Raw genomic sequence first — 20,747 nt, forward strand, 5'->3', positions numbered from 1 at the left:
AAGCTTACTTGCTCAGGTACGCATAACCTGTCATGAAGGCCGCTTCCTGGAACTGACGTAGACCAGTTGCGCGGAATTCGATGCCTAGAGGGTTACGCTTAAGACGCTCTTTGATTTCTTGGTTGGTCATGAAATCAACTTCAACGCCATCGATCAGCTGTAGAGCCGCTTCCAGTTTGAAGCCAACTGCACTACCAGCAAATTTACCGCGTGTCTCACGGGTACGGATAACAACGCGATCAACGTTGTAGTCATTCAGCAGCTTCTGGAATGTCTGCTGGAATTTTTTCATTTCTTCGTTGTTCAGGGAATCCTGCATGATGAACTTCTGGGCGCGGCATTCAGGAATGTCGAACAGACCATTGCTTTTTGACAGAAGACAGATTACCGCTTCGTTACTACGTAGCTCAACAGCACAAATTTTCATGTAAACACCTACAAATTAAGTTAGCGGCTCATTGTAAGCAAAATGCTTACGGTTGTCAGAATAAAATTGGTGGGGTAACAATTTTTCATTGAGTAGCTGTGGGTTAGTTGTCTGTGTAAATCGGGCCGTCTAATTCAATTTGGGTGAGTAGCAGACGCATATCGAACTCGAGCTGGTGGTACTCTGGCTCCATATGGCAACAGAGTTGGTAAAATGCCTTGTTGTGTTCTTTCTCGCGGATGTGGGCCAATTCGTGAACGGCGATCATTTTTAACAATGGCAGTGGTGCGTGCTTGAATACAGTGGCGACGCGGATCTCTTTGCGAGCCTGCAGTTTGTTGCCGTGTTGGCGAGAGATAAACGTGTGCATACCCAGCGCATGGTTGACCACATGAATTTTGCTGTCATAAGCCACTTTGCTAATCGGTGGCGACTGGCGGAGGTATTCGTTTTTGATGTCCATGACATACTGGTAGAGCGCCTTTTCCGATTGAATATCATGGCCGTGAGGGTATTTTTTCAGTAGGTATTTCTTGAGGCTGTTCTTCTCGATCATGTTATTCACCTGATCGATAAGATGACTCGGGTAGCCTTGTAGGTAATTTAATGTTTGCATGGCTCTATTCTAAGAAACGGTTACGTGGCGTTAGCTGCACAGTGGTTGCACGATTCTAGCGATATGAGGTAACGGCTGCAAATATGCTCAAGCTAACAAGGGAACATCTTCAGCATACCGGAGCGGCTTGGGTATAATGATCTCCATATCAATGTATTAATGAGGACGCAGGGATGTATTTGAGACTACCGCCGCCATTGGTGATGTTGCTGACACTGGCTGGGATGTACGGACTGGCATCGTATTGGCCCATTTACCAATGGCATTTTACCGGCCAATTGGCGGTGATATTGGTGTTGTGCTTGTTGGGGGCGGTTATTGGGTTGGCTGGAGTCGTGGCATTTGCCCAAGTCCAGACGACGATCGATCCTCGTTTTCCCAATAAAACATCTTCTTTGGTCACTTTTGGAATTTACCGCTATAGCCGTAACCCGATGTATTTGGGGTTGCTGTGCTGGTTGATTGCTGCCTGCCTTTATTTTTCAGCGTTGTCGCCTTTTCTTATGCTGGTGGTGTTTGTGTTCTATATGAACCACTTCCAAATAGCCCCAGAAGAGGCGGTGTTGCAGGCCATGTTTGGCGAGGATTACACGGCCTATTGCCAACAAGTACGCCGTTGGTGCTAGGCATGGTGGAATTTAATTTCCCCCATCTGGTAACTACTCAAATAGTCGCTCCCCGTTGTCTTGCCGGCTGATCTCGAGGGTACGGGTATACTACACTTGTATCTTGATGTTGGTTAGATACAGCTCTACGTAGATAGGAGTTAAGACCATGACAAATATACATGGCATTCACCTAGATATAAAACAGTTAGAGAACAATCAGGTATTTGTTGAGGTAAAAGCGATTGGTACTTTGACGCATCATGATTACGAGAAAATAACGCCTTTGTTGGATGAGGCTTTGCTCAATGTTAAAGAGCCTGTGGTGAATATGTATATCGACGGTACGGAGTTCGAAGGTTGGGAACTCCGGGCTGCTTGGGACGATTTAAAATTGGGGCTGCAATACGGCAAGACATTTAACAAGGTCGCTATTTACGGTAATCAGCGCTGGCAAGAGATCATGAGTAAAGTTGGCGGGTGGTTTACCAGCGGCGAAGTTCGGTATTTTGAAGACCCTCTCGAAGCATTGAATTGGCTACGAAATGAGGATACCGGAGAGTCAGAGCCATAGGCGCTTTAAAGGGTATAGCCCCTTGTTAGATATGGATGAGCATTTTTGTATCTGCCATTTCGAGAAGTGGGCTATGGTCTTGATTTATTGAATCAACTACTATGTTGCCATGTAATTTGAGTCGTCGGGTTTGGATGTTCGGCGAAGTTCGCAGTAGGTGAGAAGCATGGCAAAAAAGCAGGTAGCAATCGGATTGATGTTGGCAGTTTTACCTTATCAGGCATGGTGTGGTGAGGCTGACGATGCTGTTGTTGAAGCAGTGGAAAATGGAAACCAGTACTTTGTCTCACTTCGCGCTGGCGGGAGTCTGATTGGTAATGATGACAGTGCTAAGTTAGTCTGTGGGCAAGTTGTGGATACGGACGATGGCGGCATTGGCGGTTTTGCCGGTGTAGATGCAGGGGTGTACCTCCATAATAGCCAGAATCGGGTGTATTACAGTTATGAATACCATAAAGCGACGACACAATTTGCTGGTAAAGATGCGTATGACACGGTGTCTAGTTTGCATCTGATCAACGCTGATTATTTGTTCCGTACTGAGAAATCGTTACAGCCTTTTGTCGGCCTGCATTTTGGTTATGCCTTTAGCAAAACCGAGTCTGATTTTCCCGGAGAGTTTGACGATAATGGTTTGGTGTTTGGTCTTCAAACCGGTATTGGCTGGCAGGTTATGAGAGATCTTTCCTTAGAGGTTGGTTTGCGTCATAGCGTGTTGCCTGCAGAGCGGGAGTCATGGCAAGCCGAAGATGCCAATGGCGCTCCGGTTGAGGTGCACTCTCAGTTAAAAGGGATAACATCGGCTTATGCGGGAGTGACGTATCGATTTTAGTGGTTAGTATCGTTGACGTTTGGCGATAACTTGTCCATTTAATTCAGTATCTTAAGATGGTTGATAGGGTTTTTTAGTATTCCTTGGCGGTTTACTCTTTGATGCAGCTGCGTATAATGCTTTGCCGAAGTGAGAATCAATAAGGACTTCACGTTGAAGCTATTTGTAAGAGACCTGACGGTTGTAGATGCGTCATATCTGTGCCCGACGCGTGGTATGGTAGGTGAAAGCTGGATCCTGGATGTAGTGATGTCCGGTGAACTCAATGAAATGAGTATGGTGCTTGATTTCAGTCGGGTAAAAAAACAGATCAAACACATCGTGGATGAATTTGTTGATCACCGTTTGATTATTCCAGCAAAGAACGCGGCTATCTCGATCGGGCAGAGTACGTCTGGATATCAGACCGTGGATTTGGATCGTGGTGATAAAAGTATTTATTTACATTGTCCAGAGCAGGCGTATTGCATTATTGATTCTGACGAAGTCACTATTGATTCGGTTACGCAGCATATTTGCAAAGTGTTGCAAGGCCAGTTACCTGAAAATGTTCAGGGCCTTGAAATTACACTTCGTCATGAAAAGATAGACGGCGCGTTTTACCACTACAGCCACGGCTTGAAAAAACATGACGGTAATTGTCAGCGCATTGCCCATGGTCACCGTTCGCCGGTAGAACTGTTTGTTGATGGGCAACGTGATGCCGAACTTGAAGCCAAATGGGCCGAGCGTTGGCAGGATATTTACCTTGGCAGCGAGGAAGATCGTTGCCCAGTGTCAGAGCTGACTCTGAGTGATGCCGCGAAAGGTGTCGTAACCGACGAGGCATATTTCGGTTTCCGCTATACCGCCCCTCAGGGCGAGTTTGAATTGGCAATTGCCCAATCTGAAACTGAAATCTTGCCAACAGATACAACAGTAGAGTTGTTGGCCAGTTATATTGCAGAGCAAGCAAGCTGCTGGGTCGACGCGGGCAAGTCAATTGACGTTGTTGCCTATGAGGGGGTCGGCAAAGGTGCCATGGCCTCTGTGGTGGCTCGCTAACTCGACCTTATTATTGAATACTCTCCAAGCCCCGTTCATACGGGGCTTATTTTTATCTGCTTTTTATCCGATTTAGCCTTTAAGCGAGAGATGATTAGAGCTGGTTTTCAATGGGTAGGATGCTTGCCAACCAAGCCCCGAGTCGTAGCCAGACACTTGCATCGGGTTCATTGTCATAGGTAATGTTGGCAAAATCATTGTGCCACAGGATGTCACCTTGTTCATTGAGACTGAGGCGATAGGTGCTTTTTTGTAAGTTATCGTCCAGTTCGCTAAATGCGGCATCAATAAACTCCGGAGAGTGAACCAGCACGCCCATTTCGGTATTGATAAACGCCGAGCGTGGGTCGAAATTGAATGAACCGACAAAAATTTCCTGGTCGTCGATAATGAAGGTCTTGGCATGGAGGCTGGTGCGTGAACTGCCTAGCCATGAGCGTTTCTTTTTGAGTTTCGGATCGACTTTGACTTCATACAGGGCGATACCGGCTTCGAGCAGCTGCGCGCGGTATTTTGCATACCAGCCATGAACAGCGAAAACATCATTTGAGGCGAGCGAGTTGGTGATAATGATGATGTTAAGACCATTTTGGGCGGCGGCAACCAAGGCATCTGTCCCTGACTGAGTTGGGACAAAGTAGGGGGAGACCAAAAAGAAGGACGACTCGGCTTTGGTGAGGATTTGATCCAAGGCGTGGAGCATTAAGTCCGTTTCGGCTGGGTTGTAGACTTTGCTGGGCAAGTCGTAGTGGACGGAGGCACTGCCCCAGAAGAAGGTGAGGGTTTCTTCATTGAGGGCCTTGACCAGTGGTAGGTTCGTAAAACTTGCAACATAGTCCGAGTTCTTGAAATGTCGGTTGAGGCTCTCTTTCCAATGGGCGATATCGGTTTGTGATATTGAGGTAGGTTCATCGATGAGCGACTCAACAGGGGAAGCTGGTGAGCTGTTCCAATAAAGATCGAACTGTTCGCTGACATCAGGCACGGCCTTGCCTAGCAGCATGAGATCGAAGTCACCGAAATCGACGCTGTTATTGGCAGCAAGGTATTCATCGCCGATATTGCGGCCACCAACGATGGCAAAGGCGCTATCGGCGATAAATGACTTGTTGTGCATCCGGCGGTTACTTTGGTCAAAATCTTTGACAAAGCCGAGCATTCGCATTGCTCTGTTTTCAAATGGATTAAATAGCCTTAGCTCGATATTTGGGTGGGATGACAGTGATGCCATCGCCTGATCGTTTCTGGACTGCATGTCATCGAGCAGGATACGGATCCGTACGCCACGCTCGGCGGCAAGGTAGAGGGCATAGGTCAGTAGCGAGCTGGTGGCATCATCGCGATAGATATAATACTGAAGGTCAATGGTTTTCTCTGCTTTGTGGATTAAGGCAAGGCGAGCAAGCAGGGCCTCCTGACCGTCATTGAGCGGGTAAAAACCGGTGCCTTCATTTGGAGCATGCTCCATATAGTCAACAGCAAGCCCACCGAGTGAGGTGTTTGCATCCATAGGTACGGCATAGCTGGCTTCTTTTGTGAAATCTAGCGGTGATGAGCATGCGGTCAACAACACGGTTGCAAGGAGGCAAAGAAGCCATTTTCGTGGTGTGATGGCGGGATGCCTGCTATCGCAAGATGTTTTGCGCCATCGGTAAGGAGAAGGGGGCGTGATCATAGGGAAGACATATCCATTTGTTTGCGTTAAACATTCCGTTGGGTATTGCTATAGCACCGAATGACTCGGTGGCTTAAAAGTACACGGTTCATAGTATACCCGAGCTCTTTCAAGATGTTTCTATCAAAGAGACAGTATTGGTCATGCATTAAGGAACTGTTAGGCATGCCCCCAAGTGATGGTGTAGGGCATAGGATCATGCGGAAAAGAGAGGAATCATGCGATGAATGTGAATTAAGTATTGATGCTAACGTCCAAAACATTCAGAATGACGAACTTTTCCGCTTTTTCATCTGTAAGTTGTCAGGTCAGGCGGATGAATACCATTAGATAAACAATTGAGAATCAAAGTATGGGTTTTACCTCGTTAGGTCTTTCTGCGCCAATCCTTAGAGCTATTCAGGAAAAGGGATACGACACACCGTCACTGATTCAGGCACAAGCGATTCCCGCTGTCCTCGAAGGCAAGGATGTTATGGCCGCAGCCCAAACAGGTACAGGTAAAACGGCAGGCTTTACGCTGCCTATTCTGGAGCGATTGAGCCAAGGTCCTCGTGTTAAGAGCAACCATGTTCGTGCATTGATCCTGACACCGACTCGTGAGTTGGCCGCACAGATCAATGAAAACGTTGTGACTTATAGCCGCCATATGCGTTTACGTTCCAGTGTTGTGTTTGGTGGGGTTAAGATCAACCCTCAAATGCTCAATTTGCGTAAAGGAAGCGATATTCTGGTTGCAACACCAGGACGCTTGATGGATCTCTACCAACAAAATGCAGTTAAATTCTCACAGCTAGAAGTGCTGGTATTGGATGAAGCTGACCGTATGTTGGATATGGGCTTTATCCGTGATATCCGTAAAATTCTGGAATTGCTGCCGAAGCAGCGTCAAAACTTGCTGTTTTCAGCGACCTTCTCTGATGAGATCCGCGAATTGGCCAAAGGTTTGGTGAATAATCCGGTAGAAATTTCGGTGACACCTGCGAACTCGACAGCAAAAACGGTTGAGCAGTGCATTTATCCTGCAGATAAGAAAAAGAAACCTGCAATGCTGGCTGAGCTGATCAAGGCCGGTAATTGGTCTCAGGTATTGGTGTTCTGTAAAATGAAGTACGGTGCCAACCGTCTTGCCGATTACCTGAACAGCCAAGGGATCACTGCTGCTGCTATTCATGGCAACAAGAGCCAAGGTGCTCGTACTCGCGCATTGGCTGATTTCAAATCTGGGCAAATTCGTGTATTGGTAGCGACAGACATTGCGGCGCGCGGTATTGATATTCCTCAGCTTCCTCAAGTGGTTAACTTTGATTTGCCGCATGTATCGGAAGATTACGTTCACCGTATTGGTCGTACCGGCCGTGCGGGTGAAGTCGGTAAAGCGATTTCTCTGGTTAGCGAAGATGAAGCTGCGGATCTGTTTGCGATCGAGCGCTTGATCCAGCAACTACTGCCTCGTATTGATCTTGAAGGTTACAAGCCATCAAAGGCCTTGCCTGAGTCTAAGTTGGATACGCGTCCAATCAAGCCGAAAAAACCGAAGAAGCCGAAAAAACCTCGTGTTGCGGTAGAGGGTGAAGCGGGTGATGCCAAGCCAGCAGCAAACAAGCCACGTCGCAGTGGTGCTCAGCGCAATCAGTCCGGTAACAAGAAGCCAGCAAATGGCGGCCAAACCCGTAATAAACCAGCGGGTCAAAAGTCAACGGAAGGTGGCAATCGTAACACTGCGGGTCGTTCTAATGGTCGTACGTTTAAGACCACGAATGAGCAGAGTAAAGCCGGGGGCAAGCCTCGTCAGCATGCGCGTAAACCTCGTCCAGCTAGTCAAGCAAAAGCTGCACAAGCCTAATTGATTTAAAAGCCGCTATTAATTAGCGGCTTTTTTATAGCAATCTATATATTTCTATCGGATTGATATCAATTTATTTCATTACCTAATTTAATTTATGAGTTTGTTTTTAATTTCCAATTCAACTTGTGTTGTCTGATTAATTACATTAAATCAAGTAATAACGTTTATTTAATAGATTCTAGAGTTGATGTTTTTTACCAGTCTTATTATTGATGTTGTTTTTATTCATGTGATCAATGGCTTGTTTTTATATATTTCATATCTGGTCATACCTGTGATTGTTTATTTGTCTGCAATTATTCTTAGTGAATACAACAACAGAAAGGCTAGAGATGAATAATAAAATATTTCTTAAAGATTCAGAGAAAACGTTAACGCCAGTTGAGAAATATGGTTACTTATCAATTAATGATGATGGTTTGATTTATAGTGAATCAGCCAAGGAAGTGGTTCAGTTAAAAGGGTTGAGTTTTCATGGGTTAGGCTTTGGCCCTGAAGATCCTGCGGTTAACCCTGTTGGACCTAAAGAGTTCGCCAACCGAAAAGCTGTGATAAATCTGGCTCAGATGTTAAAAGCTGATATTGTGCGTGCGCCTGTTTATGTTGATGAGTGGGGCGGCTTTTTCCATACGGCAACTGGGGATGATGAGAAATACTCTAACCAATCCGTAAATAGGGATAATTTATATGGCCGTGTTGCCGCTATTATCAGCGGGGCCGTTGAAGCTGGTTTATATGTCGTGATTGATTGGCATATTCTTAATGTCACGATACCCGATGAGGCGGTTGGTAATTCGGGCGCTGAGGCATATCATAAAACAAAGTATTGGCAGTCAAAATACAGCAGTCATGCACCCGTTGATCCGGATTATCCTGATATTTATGAAGATACGGTACATTTCTTCGCAACCATGAGTCGTACCTATGGGGATCTGCCGAATGTCATTTTTGAATTGGCAAATGAACCCTCCAAGGAGACGTTAGTTGAATCGTATGAGGATTGGCATAATTACGTTGAACCTTGGGCGAAAGAGATGATTGAGGTTATTCGGGCGAATGATCCTGATCCGGATCATCCGAACTTAATTTCAGTCGGCACGCCAACATGGTCTCAGTATGTCGGTGTGGCCGCAGAAAGTTCGATTGAAGACGCTAATGTAATGTATAACGCACATATCTATGCCGGAAGTCATTTGTATCCAAGTGGGCCAAATGATAAGACCCTGTCAGAAGGTGAGCGGATACGCGACGAAATCATTATTGCACGTAAGGCCGGTAAGGCGGTCTTCATCTCTGAATGGGGTTCGACAACCGCAGATGGGGCAGCAACGCCTGATCGTGAGCAAGCAATGCTTTGGGATGAGTTCTTTAACCATGAGGGTGATACCAATACCCCTACGATGTTGCTTAGCTCCTGCTATTGGAATATTTCCAGCAAAGATGAGGCATCGTCAATTTTCAATCCGGATGTGGTTGATCCGATTGGTCCATGGGTATCCAGTAACTTGTCAGAGTCAGGTGAAATTATTCGAGACATTTTACTCAATCACACAGAAGAAGATTAAGGCCAGATTTACAATCTGAATAGTGTGTGAGAAAAGCCGACATCATGATGTCGGCTTTTATTATGATGAGTGGGGCTATTGGCGAAAAGAGCAATGATGCTAGCTTGACTTGTCTTATAGCTTCATAGTTCATACTTAAAGCCAAGTAATCATGCTGATGTTAGGTAAAGCATATATGATCGTTCCATCATTAATAGACTTGGGTATGCGCCCGTTTTTCCAGCAACAGTTGTCGTTGGAAGAGCTTGAGAGTAGTGCTCTTGGTCGTGTTATTGAGCTGCACAAATCCGAGGCTGTACTTTTAGCGGGTAGTGAGGTTTTGCGCTTTAAACTGACTCCGAATCTTGAGCCGATTTGTGTCGGGGACTGGGTGGTCTTTAATGATGAGCGGCTCATCCGCGTATTGGAAAGGCAATCCCTGTTTCAGCGTAAGGCTGCCGGCAGCGCCAATGAACGCCAGCTCATCGCTGCTAATATTGATACGGTTTTCATTGTGAGTTCGCTAAACGGTGACTTTAGTCTGAACCGTATCGAGCGCTATTTGGCGTTGGCGAAAGAGACGTATGTTGAACCCGTTATTATTCTTACTAAAGCCGATCTCGCTTCGGATGCAGATGCTATACGTGACCAAGTCCAACTGTTGGATTCGTTGCTGAGCGTGCATTGCGTGAATGCGCTCGACAGTGACGATATTGCGGTATTAAAACGCTATTGCCAGCGTGGTAAGACACTCGCGTTTATGGGCTCATCTGGGGTGGGCAAATCGACGTTGGTTAACGGTTTGTTGGGGCATGATGCAATGGAAACTGGCGGGATTCGTGAGCAAGACAGCAAGGGGCGTCATACGACCACTTACCGTGCCATTAAATGGTTGCCAGAAGGCGGCTTGTTGATGGATACGCCGGGAATGCGAGAGCTTCAGCTTAGCGATGCCAAAGAGGGAATCAAACTGACCTTTGCCGAAATTGAATCTCTTGCGGAGCAATGTCGTTTTAGCGATTGTCAGCATATCAATGAACCCGGCTGTGCCGTCCTTCGTGCAGTGGACACAGGCGAACTTTCAACTCGGCGATTGGATAATTTCCAAAAGTTATTGCGTGAGGAAGCCCATAATAGCGCTACCTTGGCGCAAAAACGGGCCAAAGATCGTGCCTTTCAGAAGATGGTTAACAGCGTGCAAGAGCAAGCGCGTAGTGTGAAAAAATACCAGTAGCGGATATTGTTTTCCCAAACCATAAGAGAACCGACGATGAGTCGGTTTTTTTGAATCTTGCGGAGAGGCAGGAATTTATGGCACGAGTAAAGTGAAAATACGAATTATGGTGTTAAGCATTTTTGTGTGTGTAATTTGGTGTGATTTATATCGCCACTTAAATGCAATGAAGTGTATTGATGGTTACGAAATGGTGTTATGGCTCACAAAAATACTTTCTCTTGAAAAGAGCTTATAACCTATCAAATTTGGATATTGATTCGGTATAAGCTTGGTGTTGTGTTTTTTTGTTTTAAATGTTTCTGTTTTGTAGTGAAAAGGTCTTTCTGTTGTTGGCATTTTGGGCGTGTTTTGAATCAGTTACTGGTTCACATATAGATAAAGTTAAGTATATTGGTTTTAGTCCAGCAGCACAGTGAACTCAGAGCAAGTTGACTCTGTATTGTTCAAGGTCTTGAGTCGGTAAGTTGTTACCATGTATTTAGCGCTGGCGGAATTTTACAAGGAGTAAGTATTATGGCAAAGCGTGTACCTAATAAACGAATTAAACAAATGCTCGATGATGTGGCTAAAGCGAAGAAGTAATCGCCACTATTTTGAGAAAGGCCTCCTACATGGAGGCTTTTTTATATCTGTTTACTAGGAATGATGATCTTAACATTCAGCTGAATAGAATCGGGTAGAGTGAGGCGAGCAATAACAGTGCCATCGTTATATTGAAATATTTTGATTTTGTTTGATTTGCCAAAATAGATTGCATCTGTTTGCCAGCGTATGTCCATAGGGTCACAGAGGGGACATTAACAAGGGCGAATATAGCGGCAATTAAAAGAACGATATGAAAATCCCCGTTGGCATTGAATAGGGATATGGTCGAAATTGCCATCGTCCAGCCTTTGGGGTTTACCCATTGGAATAAGACGGCAGAGTAGAAGCTCATCGGTTGGTACTTGCCTTCCCCGTGCAGAGCCGCTGGGCTAGTGGCTATTTTCATTGCTAAATAGAGCAAATACCCGACACTGATAATATGCAGAACAGTATAGAGCTGGGGGTAAGTGGCGAAAATACCTGAAAGCCCCGTGCCGACTATGCTTACCATAAAGCTAAAGCCTGTGATGATGCCTAGCATATGTGGCAGCGTGCGTTTGAAACCGATATTGGCGCCTGAAGCCATTAACATAATATTGTTAGGGCCCGGTGTGACGGTGGTTGTAAAGGCAAAAATAGCGAGCGCCATAAGTTGTTGGTAATCCATGATGCTTTCTCTCTAGCAATGATGATTTGAGTGCATCTGGATATATTAATGCTCGATAAGATGAATTATATTCACAAATAACCTTAGAATGATTTATTTGTGCAATAGAGTTGTGTGATGGATAGATTTGACGAAAGAATATTGTGCGAGCTTAAGAGCAATGGAAAGTTGACCAATGTTGAGCTGGCAGATCGGGTTGGATTGTCCCCTTCGGCAACCTTGCGCCGGGTTCAGGAGTTAGAGCGGCAGAATGTCTTAGTTGGCTATCGTGCCGTGCTCAACAAGCAGAAAATAGGTATCGGCTTTATCGCGTATGTTGCGGTTGGTTTGTCTAATCATAGCCGTAAGTCGCAGCAAGAGTTTGAAATTGCGATTTCGGCAGCCCAAGCTGTGGTAGAGTGCCATAACATCACCGGGACAAGTGAATATCTTTTGCGGGTTGAAACGCACGATCTGCCAGCCTACAAAAGGTTTCATGCCGAAATTCTAGGGGAGAGCCCCCATGTGAGTTCAATCACGACGATGGTGGTGATGGACAGCGTCAAAGACGAGCGTGGTTAATGGTTGGTCTTGTAGCGAGCCTTCGGGTTACTCATGGTTCATATAGTGTATGATGGTAAATGAGCGATCAGATAATCACTTGCGGAAATAGTTCGAACTGATTTACGCAATAAAGCCATGTCAAAAAGTAATATCAGCATGAGGAATAGAAAACTCAAGCACAAACCTATAAGCCTGGTCTTGAGCTTCCAAAAATTAAATAATCTCTGCGAGAATAATAGTTTAGATCTGATCTGTAATATCTAGTACCTTACGATGGTTCTCTAGAGCGTAAACTCTACCACCTAATTCTTTACACGATTCATTACTCTTTGCTGGCCAATCTACAGATGTACCATAAACTACAGGTCTAACAAGACGCCAAGGCCAAAAACCGAAGCGTTGACCGCCTTCAAAATTAATAATAGTGTTTCCATCCAATCGGTTAGAGTAGTTGAGAAACTTGGGCATTACACTACCGACTGAGCCAAATAGGTTGCGTCCTGACCTGTAAGATTTAAGAATTGTATATTCAATGTTAGGATTATAATCAAAGACACAAATAGTCTTGTAATTATTTATTTTTTCTATATTAGCTTTTGATGTCTGTACTTGTACTTCATCTAGAGGTGTAGCACAACCAACAAGAGTTAAAACTGCAATAAGTGGAGTTATTAAATTTTTCATTTTATAAAATGTTAATTGGATGAAAATACAGAATATCATACTAAATGGTTTTTATTCAAGATGGTCTAAAGTAGTTCCGTAAGGCTAGATGTGATCTTACTTCTGTTTATTGTTTGCGGGTGAGTATTCCGATCATGTTTAGATTAGTACAGTTAAGATAAGGTGCCCCATTATGAACTCACCAAGCACATTGTGCTTATGACCTAAGCGTTGAGTGTAACGCGTCACCCTTGATGCTTTTGTAATTAGCAGGTCAATGCTGGCCATTTTTAGCGATTTCATTATAACTGTTTATACAATTCAGTTAATAGTTTGTGCGTCATCGCTAGGCTTTTCAAGAGTTGAGCTGGGTAGGGGATTGAGTTTAGGATGATTACAAAAAGCCGGACAGTGTCATGTTCGGCTTTACTATGATGAGTGGATTTTCGTTGCTCAGTCGTTAGTGCTTAGTGGAAGTACACCAGTATTTCGACCGCATCCCCTTGCTGTGGTTCACGGTGCTCGGGCCGCCATTACCAACATCGGCAATAAGACCGATCGCATCAGCCTCTGGTACAAAGGGCTTGTCGAGAGGCGGGGCTTAAAACGGGCGATTGTGGCACTCGCGGCCAAGAACGCCCGTATTATCTGGTCGCTACTGCGCAACGATACGGAATACCAAGTCGCTGTTTAATCACCAAGCGTTTCGAATCACTCTTAAATGCTTGTATGCAATTTCACACACCTAGCTTTTCAGTTAGTTCTGCGAAAGCCATTGCAATACTTTTTCCTGCCGTGTCTATTTTGATTACATCGGCTTTCCAAGCTTCGTAATGGCGGTTCTGCACTTGTTTCCAGTCAGGTAATTTTAGGTTTGTTACTTCACTTCTACGAGTGATCACTCTTTGTTCGTGTTCACTGCTATCTGAGCAACTAATTTCAATATTGATGAATTTCGCCCCCACACTTTCTGCGACTTCCTGCCACTCACGTCGCGTAAGCTCGATAGGATTACAAGAGTCTGAGATACAGCTAATCCCAAGCTCTAAGTTGTCTCTGATTATACGGTAGCTTAAACGATACCCTTCACCTTCAACTTTGAAGTTACAAAGATCTCGAAGCCCTTGCTCTACTGTATCAGTAGCACCCGCTTTAGCCGCTAACAGCTTAGCAAGAGTCGATTTACCTGAAGCCGGGAGACCCGAAAATATGTATAAAATAGGATAATTCAATTGACCTCCATTTCTTGCATTTAACGCACCAAACAAAAATCTGCTTCTGCAGAGCGTTCCCGGCATCGGAAAAGTCGCAGCTGCATCCATCATTAGCAACGTTCCTGAGCTTGGGTTTATTACCAACAAACAAGCCGCTGCACTCATTGGCGTTGCCCCCATCAATCGAGAAAGTGGACGCTATAAAGGCAAACGAGTCATTCAGGGGGGGACGAGCACAAGTACGCACCGTGCTCTACATGGCTATGATGTCTGCGATGCAGTGTAACCCTGTTTTTAAAGCTACTTACCAGCGACTTTTAGATGCAGGAAAACCGAAAAAAGTCGCCATTATTGCGTGTGTAAGAAAGATGGTTGTGATCTTAAATTCGATGATTCGAGATGGCGTCATGTGGAACGAAAACATAGCCAGAAATTAGCTATTGACGCCATAGTCGTTTGTTAAATTACATGTTTCCGATTCCAGTTAGAATTAAAGCCATTTTGCTAACTAGTTCATGTTCACTAGGTAGCGATACATCGACGAGTTTCAACCCATGAGCTTTAAACTTTTCAATTCTCTGTTCAGTTTTCAAAGGCTCATCGCATATCCCTTTGGGGAACTTTGTTCTAGACAGGTAAAGTTCTGCATAATTTCCTGAATCCGAATACACCGTAGTTTTAGCGTACCTGAACAAATGTTTTAAATCCTCTTTGATCCAATCAACCCTGACGTTTTTCATCCTAGTCAATTCCAGAAATTCCAGTAATTCTTCTCTTTGAATCACTACACAATCAGCGCCAGACTTCCACGCGTACATTGACAAGTAACTACCCAAAATTCGATGCAGTCGAGCTTGCGCTTCTCTATATACATCATCCCCAGCTGCCATTTTTATCTCCTGTAATTTAACGCCTGCCATAAAACGCCAGCAACGCATTACGACTATTTCAAATGACCACCGTAAACATGAAAGCCAATTCATACCCAGAATGCCGAGCGTTGATGGTCGTTTTGATGGCTTTGTTAAGTTTCAATGCCCTGATTTTCGGTATTACGCTTAGATTTCTTTAACGATACACTTGCAACCATAGCTATCATTGCAATTGAAACAGATAAAAGTACCGATAACGTTGGTAGCGCAATATCAAATAGGGACTTAAAAGTCACCGATAATACCGGCTTATCCATTACAGAAGTTACCATCGCGACAATAGTTAATATTGTTGTTGTCATACCAAGAACCAGGCTCATTCGCTCTGATTGTTTTTGTCGATAGTCAGATTCAATGGCATTTCTTTCTATACTTTCAAGTGATACTTGTTTATCACTGCTACGTAGAGCAACTAAATGTGCAAGTGTATTGCAATAAGACTTTTTAGTCTCCGAAGAAATAAAACTTGAATCCATAATTTCTTTAATTAACTCTTCAGCAATCTGTTGAGCTCGATATGCATCTTTTCGTTCAACTCGATACTTTCTAGCTGTAGCATTAATTAAGGAATCGAGCACTTCAGCATCGGGAATGTGCCCTTCAGATATACCTGGCCGCAATGCATAAACAACCTCTCGGTTTACACTAGATATTTTTTGTGCATATTCTTTATTATCTTTCTTAGAAAAAAAGTATCGCGTTATCAGTGTGACAATCAAGCCGCTAAGAATCCCACCACCGATACCAACAACCCATGAATTATTTAATATGTCCATTTTACCTCTTGAAACTTAACAGTGTATTAAACAGCATGCTCGCTTTCCCCTGCCTAATACACGCTTAATTGCGCATGATTTTCTTATCAGAATCCTTTTAAGTCAATAGGTTGCATAAAATCATTGTTGCTTAATGGCTGTTTTTCGCTTGGGTAAAGCAAGCATTCGGTATTAATGAGACCTCGTTAATACCAAGAGGAAGTGCTGATTTGTATTTATATCAATGCCTTATCTCTATCTATTGTGGGAAAGGCGAGCATTTTTTGTCTCTTTATTAGCAGGTCAATGCTGGCCATTTTTAGCGAGTTATCGCTAGGCTTTTCAAGAGTTGAGCCGGGCAGGGGATTGGTTTTATTCGAAATAAAAAGCCGGACAGTGTCATGTTCGGCTTTACTATAAGTGGATTTTCGTTGCTCAGTCAGTAGTGCTTAGTGGAAGTACACCAGCATTTCGACCTCATCCCCTTGCTGTGGTTCACGGTGCTCGGGCCGCCATCAGCAATATCGGCAATAAGACCGATCGCCTTAGCCTCTGGTGCAAAGGGCTTGTCGAGCGGGGAGACGATCACAAGTACGTACCGTGCTCTACATGGCTATGATGTCTGCGATGCAGTGTAACCCTGTTATTAAAGCTACTTACCAGCGACTTTTAGATGCAGAAAAACCGAAAAAAGTCGCCATTATTGCGTGTGCAAGGAAGATGGTTGTGATCTTAAATTCGATGCTTCGAGATGGCGTCATGTGGAACGAAAACATAGCCAGAAATTAGCTATTGACGCCATAGTCGTTTGTTAGCTGTCATTATCCGAGGGAGGAAAGATGTTCCTTGATATAATAGTGTAACTTTTTTGCTGGTTATCTATTTTTTCATTTTCAATATCATAGTAGTAATGTGTAATTTCATAGTTTTTAAACAACTCAGGATCTAACTTAGTTACTGCATATGGATTATGATGTATTTGTAGACCGTCGAGGTGTGTTTCAAAATGTTTATTGTTCGGTTTTACATCTACCAGTAAACCATTTACCTCATGAAATCTACTTACCCTTATATCTCGATTCAATCCACTTTGCGTGATTGCCTTTCCGATCGTTGCTGTTGTAGAAAATATAACCGCGCTAACTTCCTTGAATTTATCATTTGTAAATAATCCAAGTTCAAGCGATACGGTATCATTCTTCATGACGTATGGAACTTTCACCTCTTCAAAACCATTACTAGTTTTTACTACACCTTGCCCGTATAGCACACGAATAATAGCTTCATTGTTTTGCATCCAAAAGTTTTTTTGCTCGAACGGGGCTATTGCTATCACATAAGGAGCATTCTTTACATGCTCAAATTTAGCATATGTTTTAAAGAATTTTTCGTGCTTACTTTTTATTGCATTTAGAACTCTCACACATGCAAAATCTAGAAACTTATCATGCTCAATCTTAGTATTTTCCTGCGACCATTCAGGTTCAGAGTCGTAAGCATGGTTAGCGGTTACAGCCTCAACATTTACGATACTCTTTAAACCATCAGAGTTCTTTGAAACAAGAGTAAAGTCAGGACTTGCTTTTGAAAAATCTACTGTAAGATTTAAATCCTTAAAGCATTGATACAGATACACTTCCCAGAAAGAGGAATTAAAAGTCGTCTGAAACTCATAATTGAACTTATTATCTCTATCTTCAAAGCCACTAGCCCATCTATTAATAACCTCTCGAACTGGCTTATACTCTTCAGATAATAACACGGATAAATTAGGGTTGAGTTTTGTCTCATCTGCGATTATTTCAAATAAATTCAATGGTTTTCTTGCGGCTTGTGACCAATCATTTATAAAAAAGCATCCAAGTTTATAGTGATGTAAAATATACTCAACTATCGATATCCGTACTGCAGCTGCAGTCTCAATACCAACCCGTTCGGATAACATCATGCTCAGTGAAACTAAAAATTGTTGCGGACCATCAGGACCATCAACATCATCCCAACTTCTTGACATGGCATCGATATATTCAGATTCGTTTATGTAAAAACGTTTCATTCGGTCTTGGACAAAGTCTGAACCATGTCTTGCTGCATCCAGTTCTTCCAACACAAACTGCCATGCTACTTTTTTACTATCTTGTTTTGAGTCGATAATTTTTATTAACTCAGATACTGTTGAATCGATTATTTTTTGCATCTGTATTTTACTTTAACTTGTGACAGCTAACGAATGACATGGACTCCCCCTCATCCAGACTCTGCCACACTTGGTGAGTCTGTGTAAGTAAACGTTCGGAGGCCACCATGTCACCTTCTAGCTATGGCATTGATGTAGCTAAACATTCCTTCAGTATCCACGGCGAGGATGCCAAAGGCAACACCCTGATTCACAAAACAATATTTCGAGCAAAAGTACTTACATTCTTTGCCAACTTACCGCCTGCCATTGTCGGAATGGAAGCCTGTGGTAGTTCCCATGACTGGGGCGGGAATTAACCAAGCTCGGCCATACCGCCAAGATCATCGCCCAAAAGTATTGGTGCTTGTTTATATAAGCAACGTTCCTGAGCTTGGGTTTATTACCAACAAACAAGCCGCTGCACTCATTGGCGTTGCCCCCATCAATCGAGAAAGTGGACGCTATAAAGGCAAGCGAGTCATTCAGGGGGGACGCTCACAAGTACGCACCGTACTCTACATGGTCATGATGTCTGCGATGCAGTGTAACCCTGTTTTTAAAGCTACTTACCAGCGACTTTTAGATGCAGGAAAACCGAAAAAAGTCGCCATTATTGCGTGTGTAAGGAAAATGGTTGTGATTTTAAATTCGATGATTCGAGATGGCGTCATGTGGAACGAAAACATAGCCAGAAATTAGCTATTGACGCCATAGTCTTTTAGCAAGAGATAGCAATACGTTTTAACATATATTCTTTAAGCGATTCTAGTGAACTATCGAAGTTCAAATTCTCGATAGCATGCATCAGTAACTCTCCACTCTCAACTAACTGCAAATCTATGAACATGAGTGGGACTCTTTTGCTTTCAATGTAATCCACAGTTAGATCCAAAAGAAGCCAACTAACATATAAACAGATCACTGTTGTGGAGAATATTGATTCTGAACTTGGAGCCACAATATATCGCATTTGATCTACAGTTCGATATGCACCGCTAGATACAATGTTAACGTGTGTAAACTCTGATAAAAATTGATATAGAAGATGATGAGCTTCTTCATCATATGGGTACGGTGTGCTCATCGCCATCTTTGCAATAGTTACACCGTATTCTTCATTATTTCCAGTAAGAGGATTCGTCACTTTTTTTCGATTGGGGTATCCACTCTTACTTAAAGGGTGCGAAAAAATGCCTCTCGCTAAGCCAAGCTTAGTGATTAAGAGTTCTTTTACTTTGTCTGGGTTTTCATATATGTACGCCGCATTCAAATAGCTTTCATAACTTGATCGGGCTAATATTAATGCATCTTCAAGGTATGATTCTGTTATCAATAAATCTGATGATGAAAGAGATCTCGTTCCTTTTGTCAAACACAAAAAGATATAGTCGTGTACCAAATCAGATTGGGTTTTGTTATTTTTATGAAGGGCTATAACTTCACCATGCTTTGCAATTGTCGATTCCAAAACATCAAGATTATTTTGTAGCCTTTTTTGAATTGTAGTCAGAAAAGCAAAATCTATTTCCAATTTCTACTCCTAAATTACGCCAGTCATGACAAAGTCGCTTAACGAATGACATGGATTCCCCCTCATCCAGACTCTGCCACACTTGGTGAGTCTGAGTAAGAAAACGTTCGGAGGCCACCATGTCACTTTCTATTTATGGCATTGATTTAGCCAAACATTCCTTCAGTATCCACGGTGAAGATGCCAATGGCAACACCCTGATCCACAAAACAATATCTCGAGCAAAAGTACTCACTTTCTTTGCCAACTTGCCGCCTGCCATTGTTGCGCACCAATGCGAACAACAAAGCTGTTTACACCTGAGCCGAGCCTGCAACTAACTGGCGTTGAAGCAGTGGACGCTATAAAGACAAGTAAGTCATTCAGGGGGGACGAGCATAAGTACGTACCGTGCTCTACATGGCTATAATGTCTGCGATGCAGTGTAACCCTGTTTTTAAAGCTACTTACCAGCGACTTTTAGATGCTGGGAAACCGAAAAAAGTCGCCATTATTGCGTGTGTAAGGAAAATGGTTGTGATCTTAAATTCGATGATTCGAGATGGCGTCATGTGGAACGAAAACATAGCCAGAAATTAGCTATTGACGCCATAGTCGTTTGTTATGTTTTTGCTTGCCATACTTTTATGTCTCCATCCATACCAGACACGACTTTCTCCATTTTTTCTAAGCGCATCAAAGAATCAAAAGTAGCATGTTTGCTAGTCGTCAATATATGCCCCAACCCGCGTGGGGTAAACGCCTCTCTTGGGCGCTCTAGCATATAACTAAGAACTCTTTTATCCATCTCATCTTCTAACCCTCGAACTGTTAGATCAGCAACTCTCTTTGACAATGCTTTGAGATCCCCTGAGATTTGATTTTTCTGTTTAGCTTCATTCAACACTTTCTCAGTTTCTTGCGCCACGACATCTTTCAGATTATTTGCATGCAAAAAGTGCTCTTCATTTGCAAAATCACTCGGAGCGTAAAGTACTTGGGGTTTAAACACCAAGATAAGGAAGAATGTTACGACGATAAGGACAGGGAAAAACATAACAAAATCAATAAATTTAGCCTGCATAGTTTCAGGCAGTAACACAAGCGCCCCAGTTGCAAACGTTTCTGCAACACCGGCAAAAATAGCTACTATCGTCAATGGATTACTTACTTTCATATCAATTCTCGATTAAAACATAACGCCTGCAATAAGGTGTGCCCCACTGAACCAGCCAAGCGCACCGAACTTCATACCAAAACCGCCGAGTATAACGCATCACCTTGATTGCCTTGATA

The 20,747-nt window shown here is 43.4% G+C and carries 21 protein-coding genes and 5 pseudogenes; 15 read left to right on the top strand and 11 right to left on the bottom strand.

Going from position 1 to position 20,747, the window contains the following annotated elements:
• Positions 1-4: 4 nt before the first annotated feature.
• Positions 5-427 (bottom strand): DUF3010 family protein, encoded by a 423-nt coding sequence (locus tag ABT56_RS13015; RefSeq protein ID WP_047879317.1) that lies wholly within the window; start codon positions 425-427, stop codon positions 5-7.
• A gap of 103 nt (positions 428-530) precedes the next feature.
• A complete protein-coding gene (locus ABT56_RS13020; protein WP_047879318.1) occupies positions 531-1,043 on the bottom strand; it encodes a YgjP-like metallopeptidase domain-containing protein in 513 nt (170 codons plus the stop codon).
• Positions 1,044-1,216: 173 nt separating this feature from the next.
• On the opposite strand from ABT56_RS13020, the gene ABT56_RS13025 reads away from it, so the two are divergent.
• From ABT56_RS13025 to ABT56_RS13040, 4 genes are all read left to right on the top strand, one after another.
• Positions 1,217-1,669 carry a methyltransferase family protein gene (locus ABT56_RS13025; protein WP_047879319.1) on the top strand — a complete coding sequence of 151 codons (453 nt, stop codon included), beginning with the start codon at positions 1,217-1,219 and terminating at the stop codon, positions 1,667-1,669.
• A gap of 148 nt (positions 1,670-1,817) precedes the next feature.
• Positions 1,818-2,222 (top strand): SpoIIAA family protein, encoded by a 405-nt coding sequence (locus tag ABT56_RS13030; protein WP_047879320.1) that lies wholly within the window; start codon positions 1,818-1,820, stop codon positions 2,220-2,222.
• Positions 2,223-2,388: 166 nt separating this feature from the next.
• A complete protein-coding gene (locus tag ABT56_RS13035) occupies positions 2,389-3,054 on the top strand; it encodes a porin family protein (protein ID WP_053062484.1) in 666 nt (221 codons plus the stop codon).
• A 153-nt stretch (positions 3,055-3,207) separates the two neighbouring features.
• Complete coding sequence (locus ABT56_RS13040; RefSeq protein ID WP_047879321.1) at positions 3,208-4,098, top strand: 6-carboxytetrahydropterin synthase; 891 nt, start codon at positions 3,208-3,210, stop codon at positions 4,096-4,098.
• A gap of 94 nt (positions 4,099-4,192) precedes the next feature.
• On the opposite strand, the gene ABT56_RS13045 is transcribed toward ABT56_RS13040, so the two are convergent.
• A complete protein-coding gene (locus ABT56_RS13045) occupies positions 4,193-5,710 on the bottom strand; it encodes a phospholipase D family protein (RefSeq protein ID WP_047879342.1) in 1,518 nt (505 codons plus the stop codon).
• A gap of 415 nt (positions 5,711-6,125) precedes the next feature.
• Here ABT56_RS13045 and ABT56_RS13050 point away from each other — a divergent pair, with 415 nt between their 5' ends.
• From ABT56_RS13050 to rsgA, 3 genes are all read left to right on the top strand, one after another.
• Positions 6,126-7,619 carry a DEAD/DEAH box helicase gene (locus ABT56_RS13050; protein WP_047879322.1) on the top strand — a complete coding sequence of 498 codons (1,494 nt, stop codon included), beginning with the start codon at positions 6,126-6,128 and terminating at the stop codon, positions 7,617-7,619.
• A 335-nt stretch (positions 7,620-7,954) separates the two neighbouring features.
• The gene (locus ABT56_RS13055; protein WP_047879323.1) at positions 7,955-9,187 is read left to right on the top strand and encodes a glycoside hydrolase family 5 protein; all 1,233 of its coding nucleotides are present in this window, start codon (positions 7,955-7,957) and stop codon (positions 9,185-9,187) included.
• A gap of 175 nt (positions 9,188-9,362) precedes the next feature.
• The gene (gene rsgA, locus ABT56_RS13060; protein WP_047879343.1) at positions 9,363-10,400 is read left to right on the top strand and encodes a ribosome small subunit-dependent GTPase A; all 1,038 of its coding nucleotides are present in this window, start codon (positions 9,363-9,365) and stop codon (positions 10,398-10,400) included.
• A gap of 661 nt (positions 10,401-11,061) precedes the next feature.
• Here the strand turns inward: rsgA and ABT56_RS13065 are convergent.
• Positions 11,062-11,655 (bottom strand): LysE family translocator, encoded by a 594-nt coding sequence (locus ABT56_RS13065; protein WP_047879324.1) that lies wholly within the window; start codon positions 11,653-11,655, stop codon positions 11,062-11,064.
• A gap of 117 nt (positions 11,656-11,772) precedes the next feature.
• Between ABT56_RS13065 and ABT56_RS13070 the strand changes: the two genes are divergently transcribed.
• Positions 11,773-12,216: an Lrp/AsnC family transcriptional regulator gene (locus ABT56_RS13070; protein ID WP_047879325.1), complete on the top strand. Its 444-nt coding sequence runs from the start codon at positions 11,773-11,775 to the stop codon at positions 12,214-12,216.
• A 222-nt stretch (positions 12,217-12,438) separates the two neighbouring features.
• Here the strand turns inward: ABT56_RS13070 and ABT56_RS13075 are convergent, their stop codons facing one another.
• A complete protein-coding gene (locus ABT56_RS13075; protein ID WP_157037852.1) occupies positions 12,439-12,882 on the bottom strand; it encodes a hypothetical protein in 444 nt (147 codons plus the stop codon).
• Positions 12,883-13,369: 487 nt separating this feature from the next.
• Here ABT56_RS13075 and ABT56_RS24655 point away from each other — a divergent pair.
• Positions 13,370-13,555, top strand: a pseudogene (locus ABT56_RS24655) (IS110 family transposase); the annotation flags it as partial.
• A gap of 43 nt (positions 13,556-13,598) precedes the next feature.
• Here the strand turns inward: ABT56_RS24655 and ABT56_RS13085 are convergent.
• A complete protein-coding gene (locus tag ABT56_RS13085; protein ID WP_047879345.1) occupies positions 13,599-14,093 on the bottom strand; it encodes a P-loop nucleotide/nucleoside kinase family protein in 495 nt (164 codons plus the stop codon).
• A gap of 34 nt (positions 14,094-14,127) precedes the next feature.
• On the opposite strand from ABT56_RS13085, the pseudogene ABT56_RS13090 reads away from it, so the two are divergent.
• Positions 14,128-14,512 (top strand): annotated as a pseudogene (locus ABT56_RS13090) (transposase); the annotation flags it as partial.
• 27 nt (positions 14,513-14,539) lie between these two features.
• Here the strand turns inward: ABT56_RS13090 and ABT56_RS13095 are convergent.
• Complete coding sequence (locus ABT56_RS13095; RefSeq protein ID WP_047879327.1) at positions 14,540-14,995, bottom strand: hypothetical protein; 456 nt, start codon at positions 14,993-14,995, stop codon at positions 14,540-14,542.
• 104 nt (positions 14,996-15,099) lie between these two features.
• Complete coding sequence (locus tag ABT56_RS13100) at positions 15,100-15,783, bottom strand: hypothetical protein (protein ID WP_047879328.1); 684 nt, start codon at positions 15,781-15,783, stop codon at positions 15,100-15,102.
• 555 nt (positions 15,784-16,338) lie between these two features.
• On the opposite strand from ABT56_RS13100, the pseudogene ABT56_RS23615 reads away from it, so the two are divergent.
• Positions 16,339-16,551 (top strand): annotated as a pseudogene (locus tag ABT56_RS23615) (IS110 family transposase); the annotation flags it as partial.
• A 22-nt stretch (positions 16,552-16,573) separates the two neighbouring features.
• On the opposite strand, the gene ABT56_RS23275 reads toward ABT56_RS23615, so the two are convergent.
• Positions 16,574-17,959, bottom strand: coding sequence for a hypothetical protein (locus ABT56_RS23275; RefSeq protein WP_053062486.1), 1,386 nt, complete (start codon positions 17,957-17,959; stop codon positions 16,574-16,576).
• Positions 17,960-18,066: 107 nt separating this feature from the next.
• Between ABT56_RS23275 and ABT56_RS13110 the strand changes: the two genes are divergently transcribed.
• The gene (locus tag ABT56_RS13110; RefSeq protein WP_047879329.1) at positions 18,067-18,258 is read left to right on the top strand and encodes an IS110 family transposase; all 192 of its coding nucleotides are present in this window, start codon (positions 18,067-18,069) and stop codon (positions 18,256-18,258) included.
• A 52-nt stretch (positions 18,259-18,310) separates the two neighbouring features.
• Positions 18,311-18,640: pseudogene (locus ABT56_RS13115) on the top strand (transposase); the annotation flags it as partial.
• A gap of 19 nt (positions 18,641-18,659) precedes the next feature.
• Here ABT56_RS13115 and ABT56_RS13120 read toward each other — a convergent pair.
• Positions 18,660-19,472 carry a DUF5677 domain-containing protein gene (locus ABT56_RS13120; protein WP_047879331.1) on the bottom strand — a complete coding sequence of 271 codons (813 nt, stop codon included), beginning with the start codon at positions 19,470-19,472 and terminating at the stop codon, positions 18,660-18,662.
• A 119-nt stretch (positions 19,473-19,591) separates the two neighbouring features.
• On the opposite strand from ABT56_RS13120, the gene ABT56_RS13125 reads away from it, so the two are divergent.
• Complete coding sequence (locus tag ABT56_RS13125) at positions 19,592-19,792, top strand: hypothetical protein (RefSeq protein ID WP_053062487.1); 201 nt, start codon at positions 19,592-19,594, stop codon at positions 19,790-19,792.
• Positions 19,793-19,832: 40 nt separating this feature from the next.
• A pseudogene (locus ABT56_RS13130) lies at positions 19,833-20,051 on the top strand (IS110 family transposase); the annotation flags it as partial.
• 22 nt (positions 20,052-20,073) lie between these two features.
• Here the strand turns inward: ABT56_RS13130 and ABT56_RS23280 are convergent.
• Complete coding sequence (locus ABT56_RS23280) at positions 20,074-20,628, bottom strand: hypothetical protein (RefSeq protein WP_053062488.1); 555 nt, start codon at positions 20,626-20,628, stop codon at positions 20,074-20,076.
• Between the last annotated feature and the right edge of the window lie 119 nt (positions 20,629-20,747).

The sequence above is a fragment of the Photobacterium aquae genome, from assembly GCF_001029445.1.
Lineage (GTDB): Bacteria > Pseudomonadota > Gammaproteobacteria > Enterobacterales > Vibrionaceae > Photobacterium > Photobacterium aquae.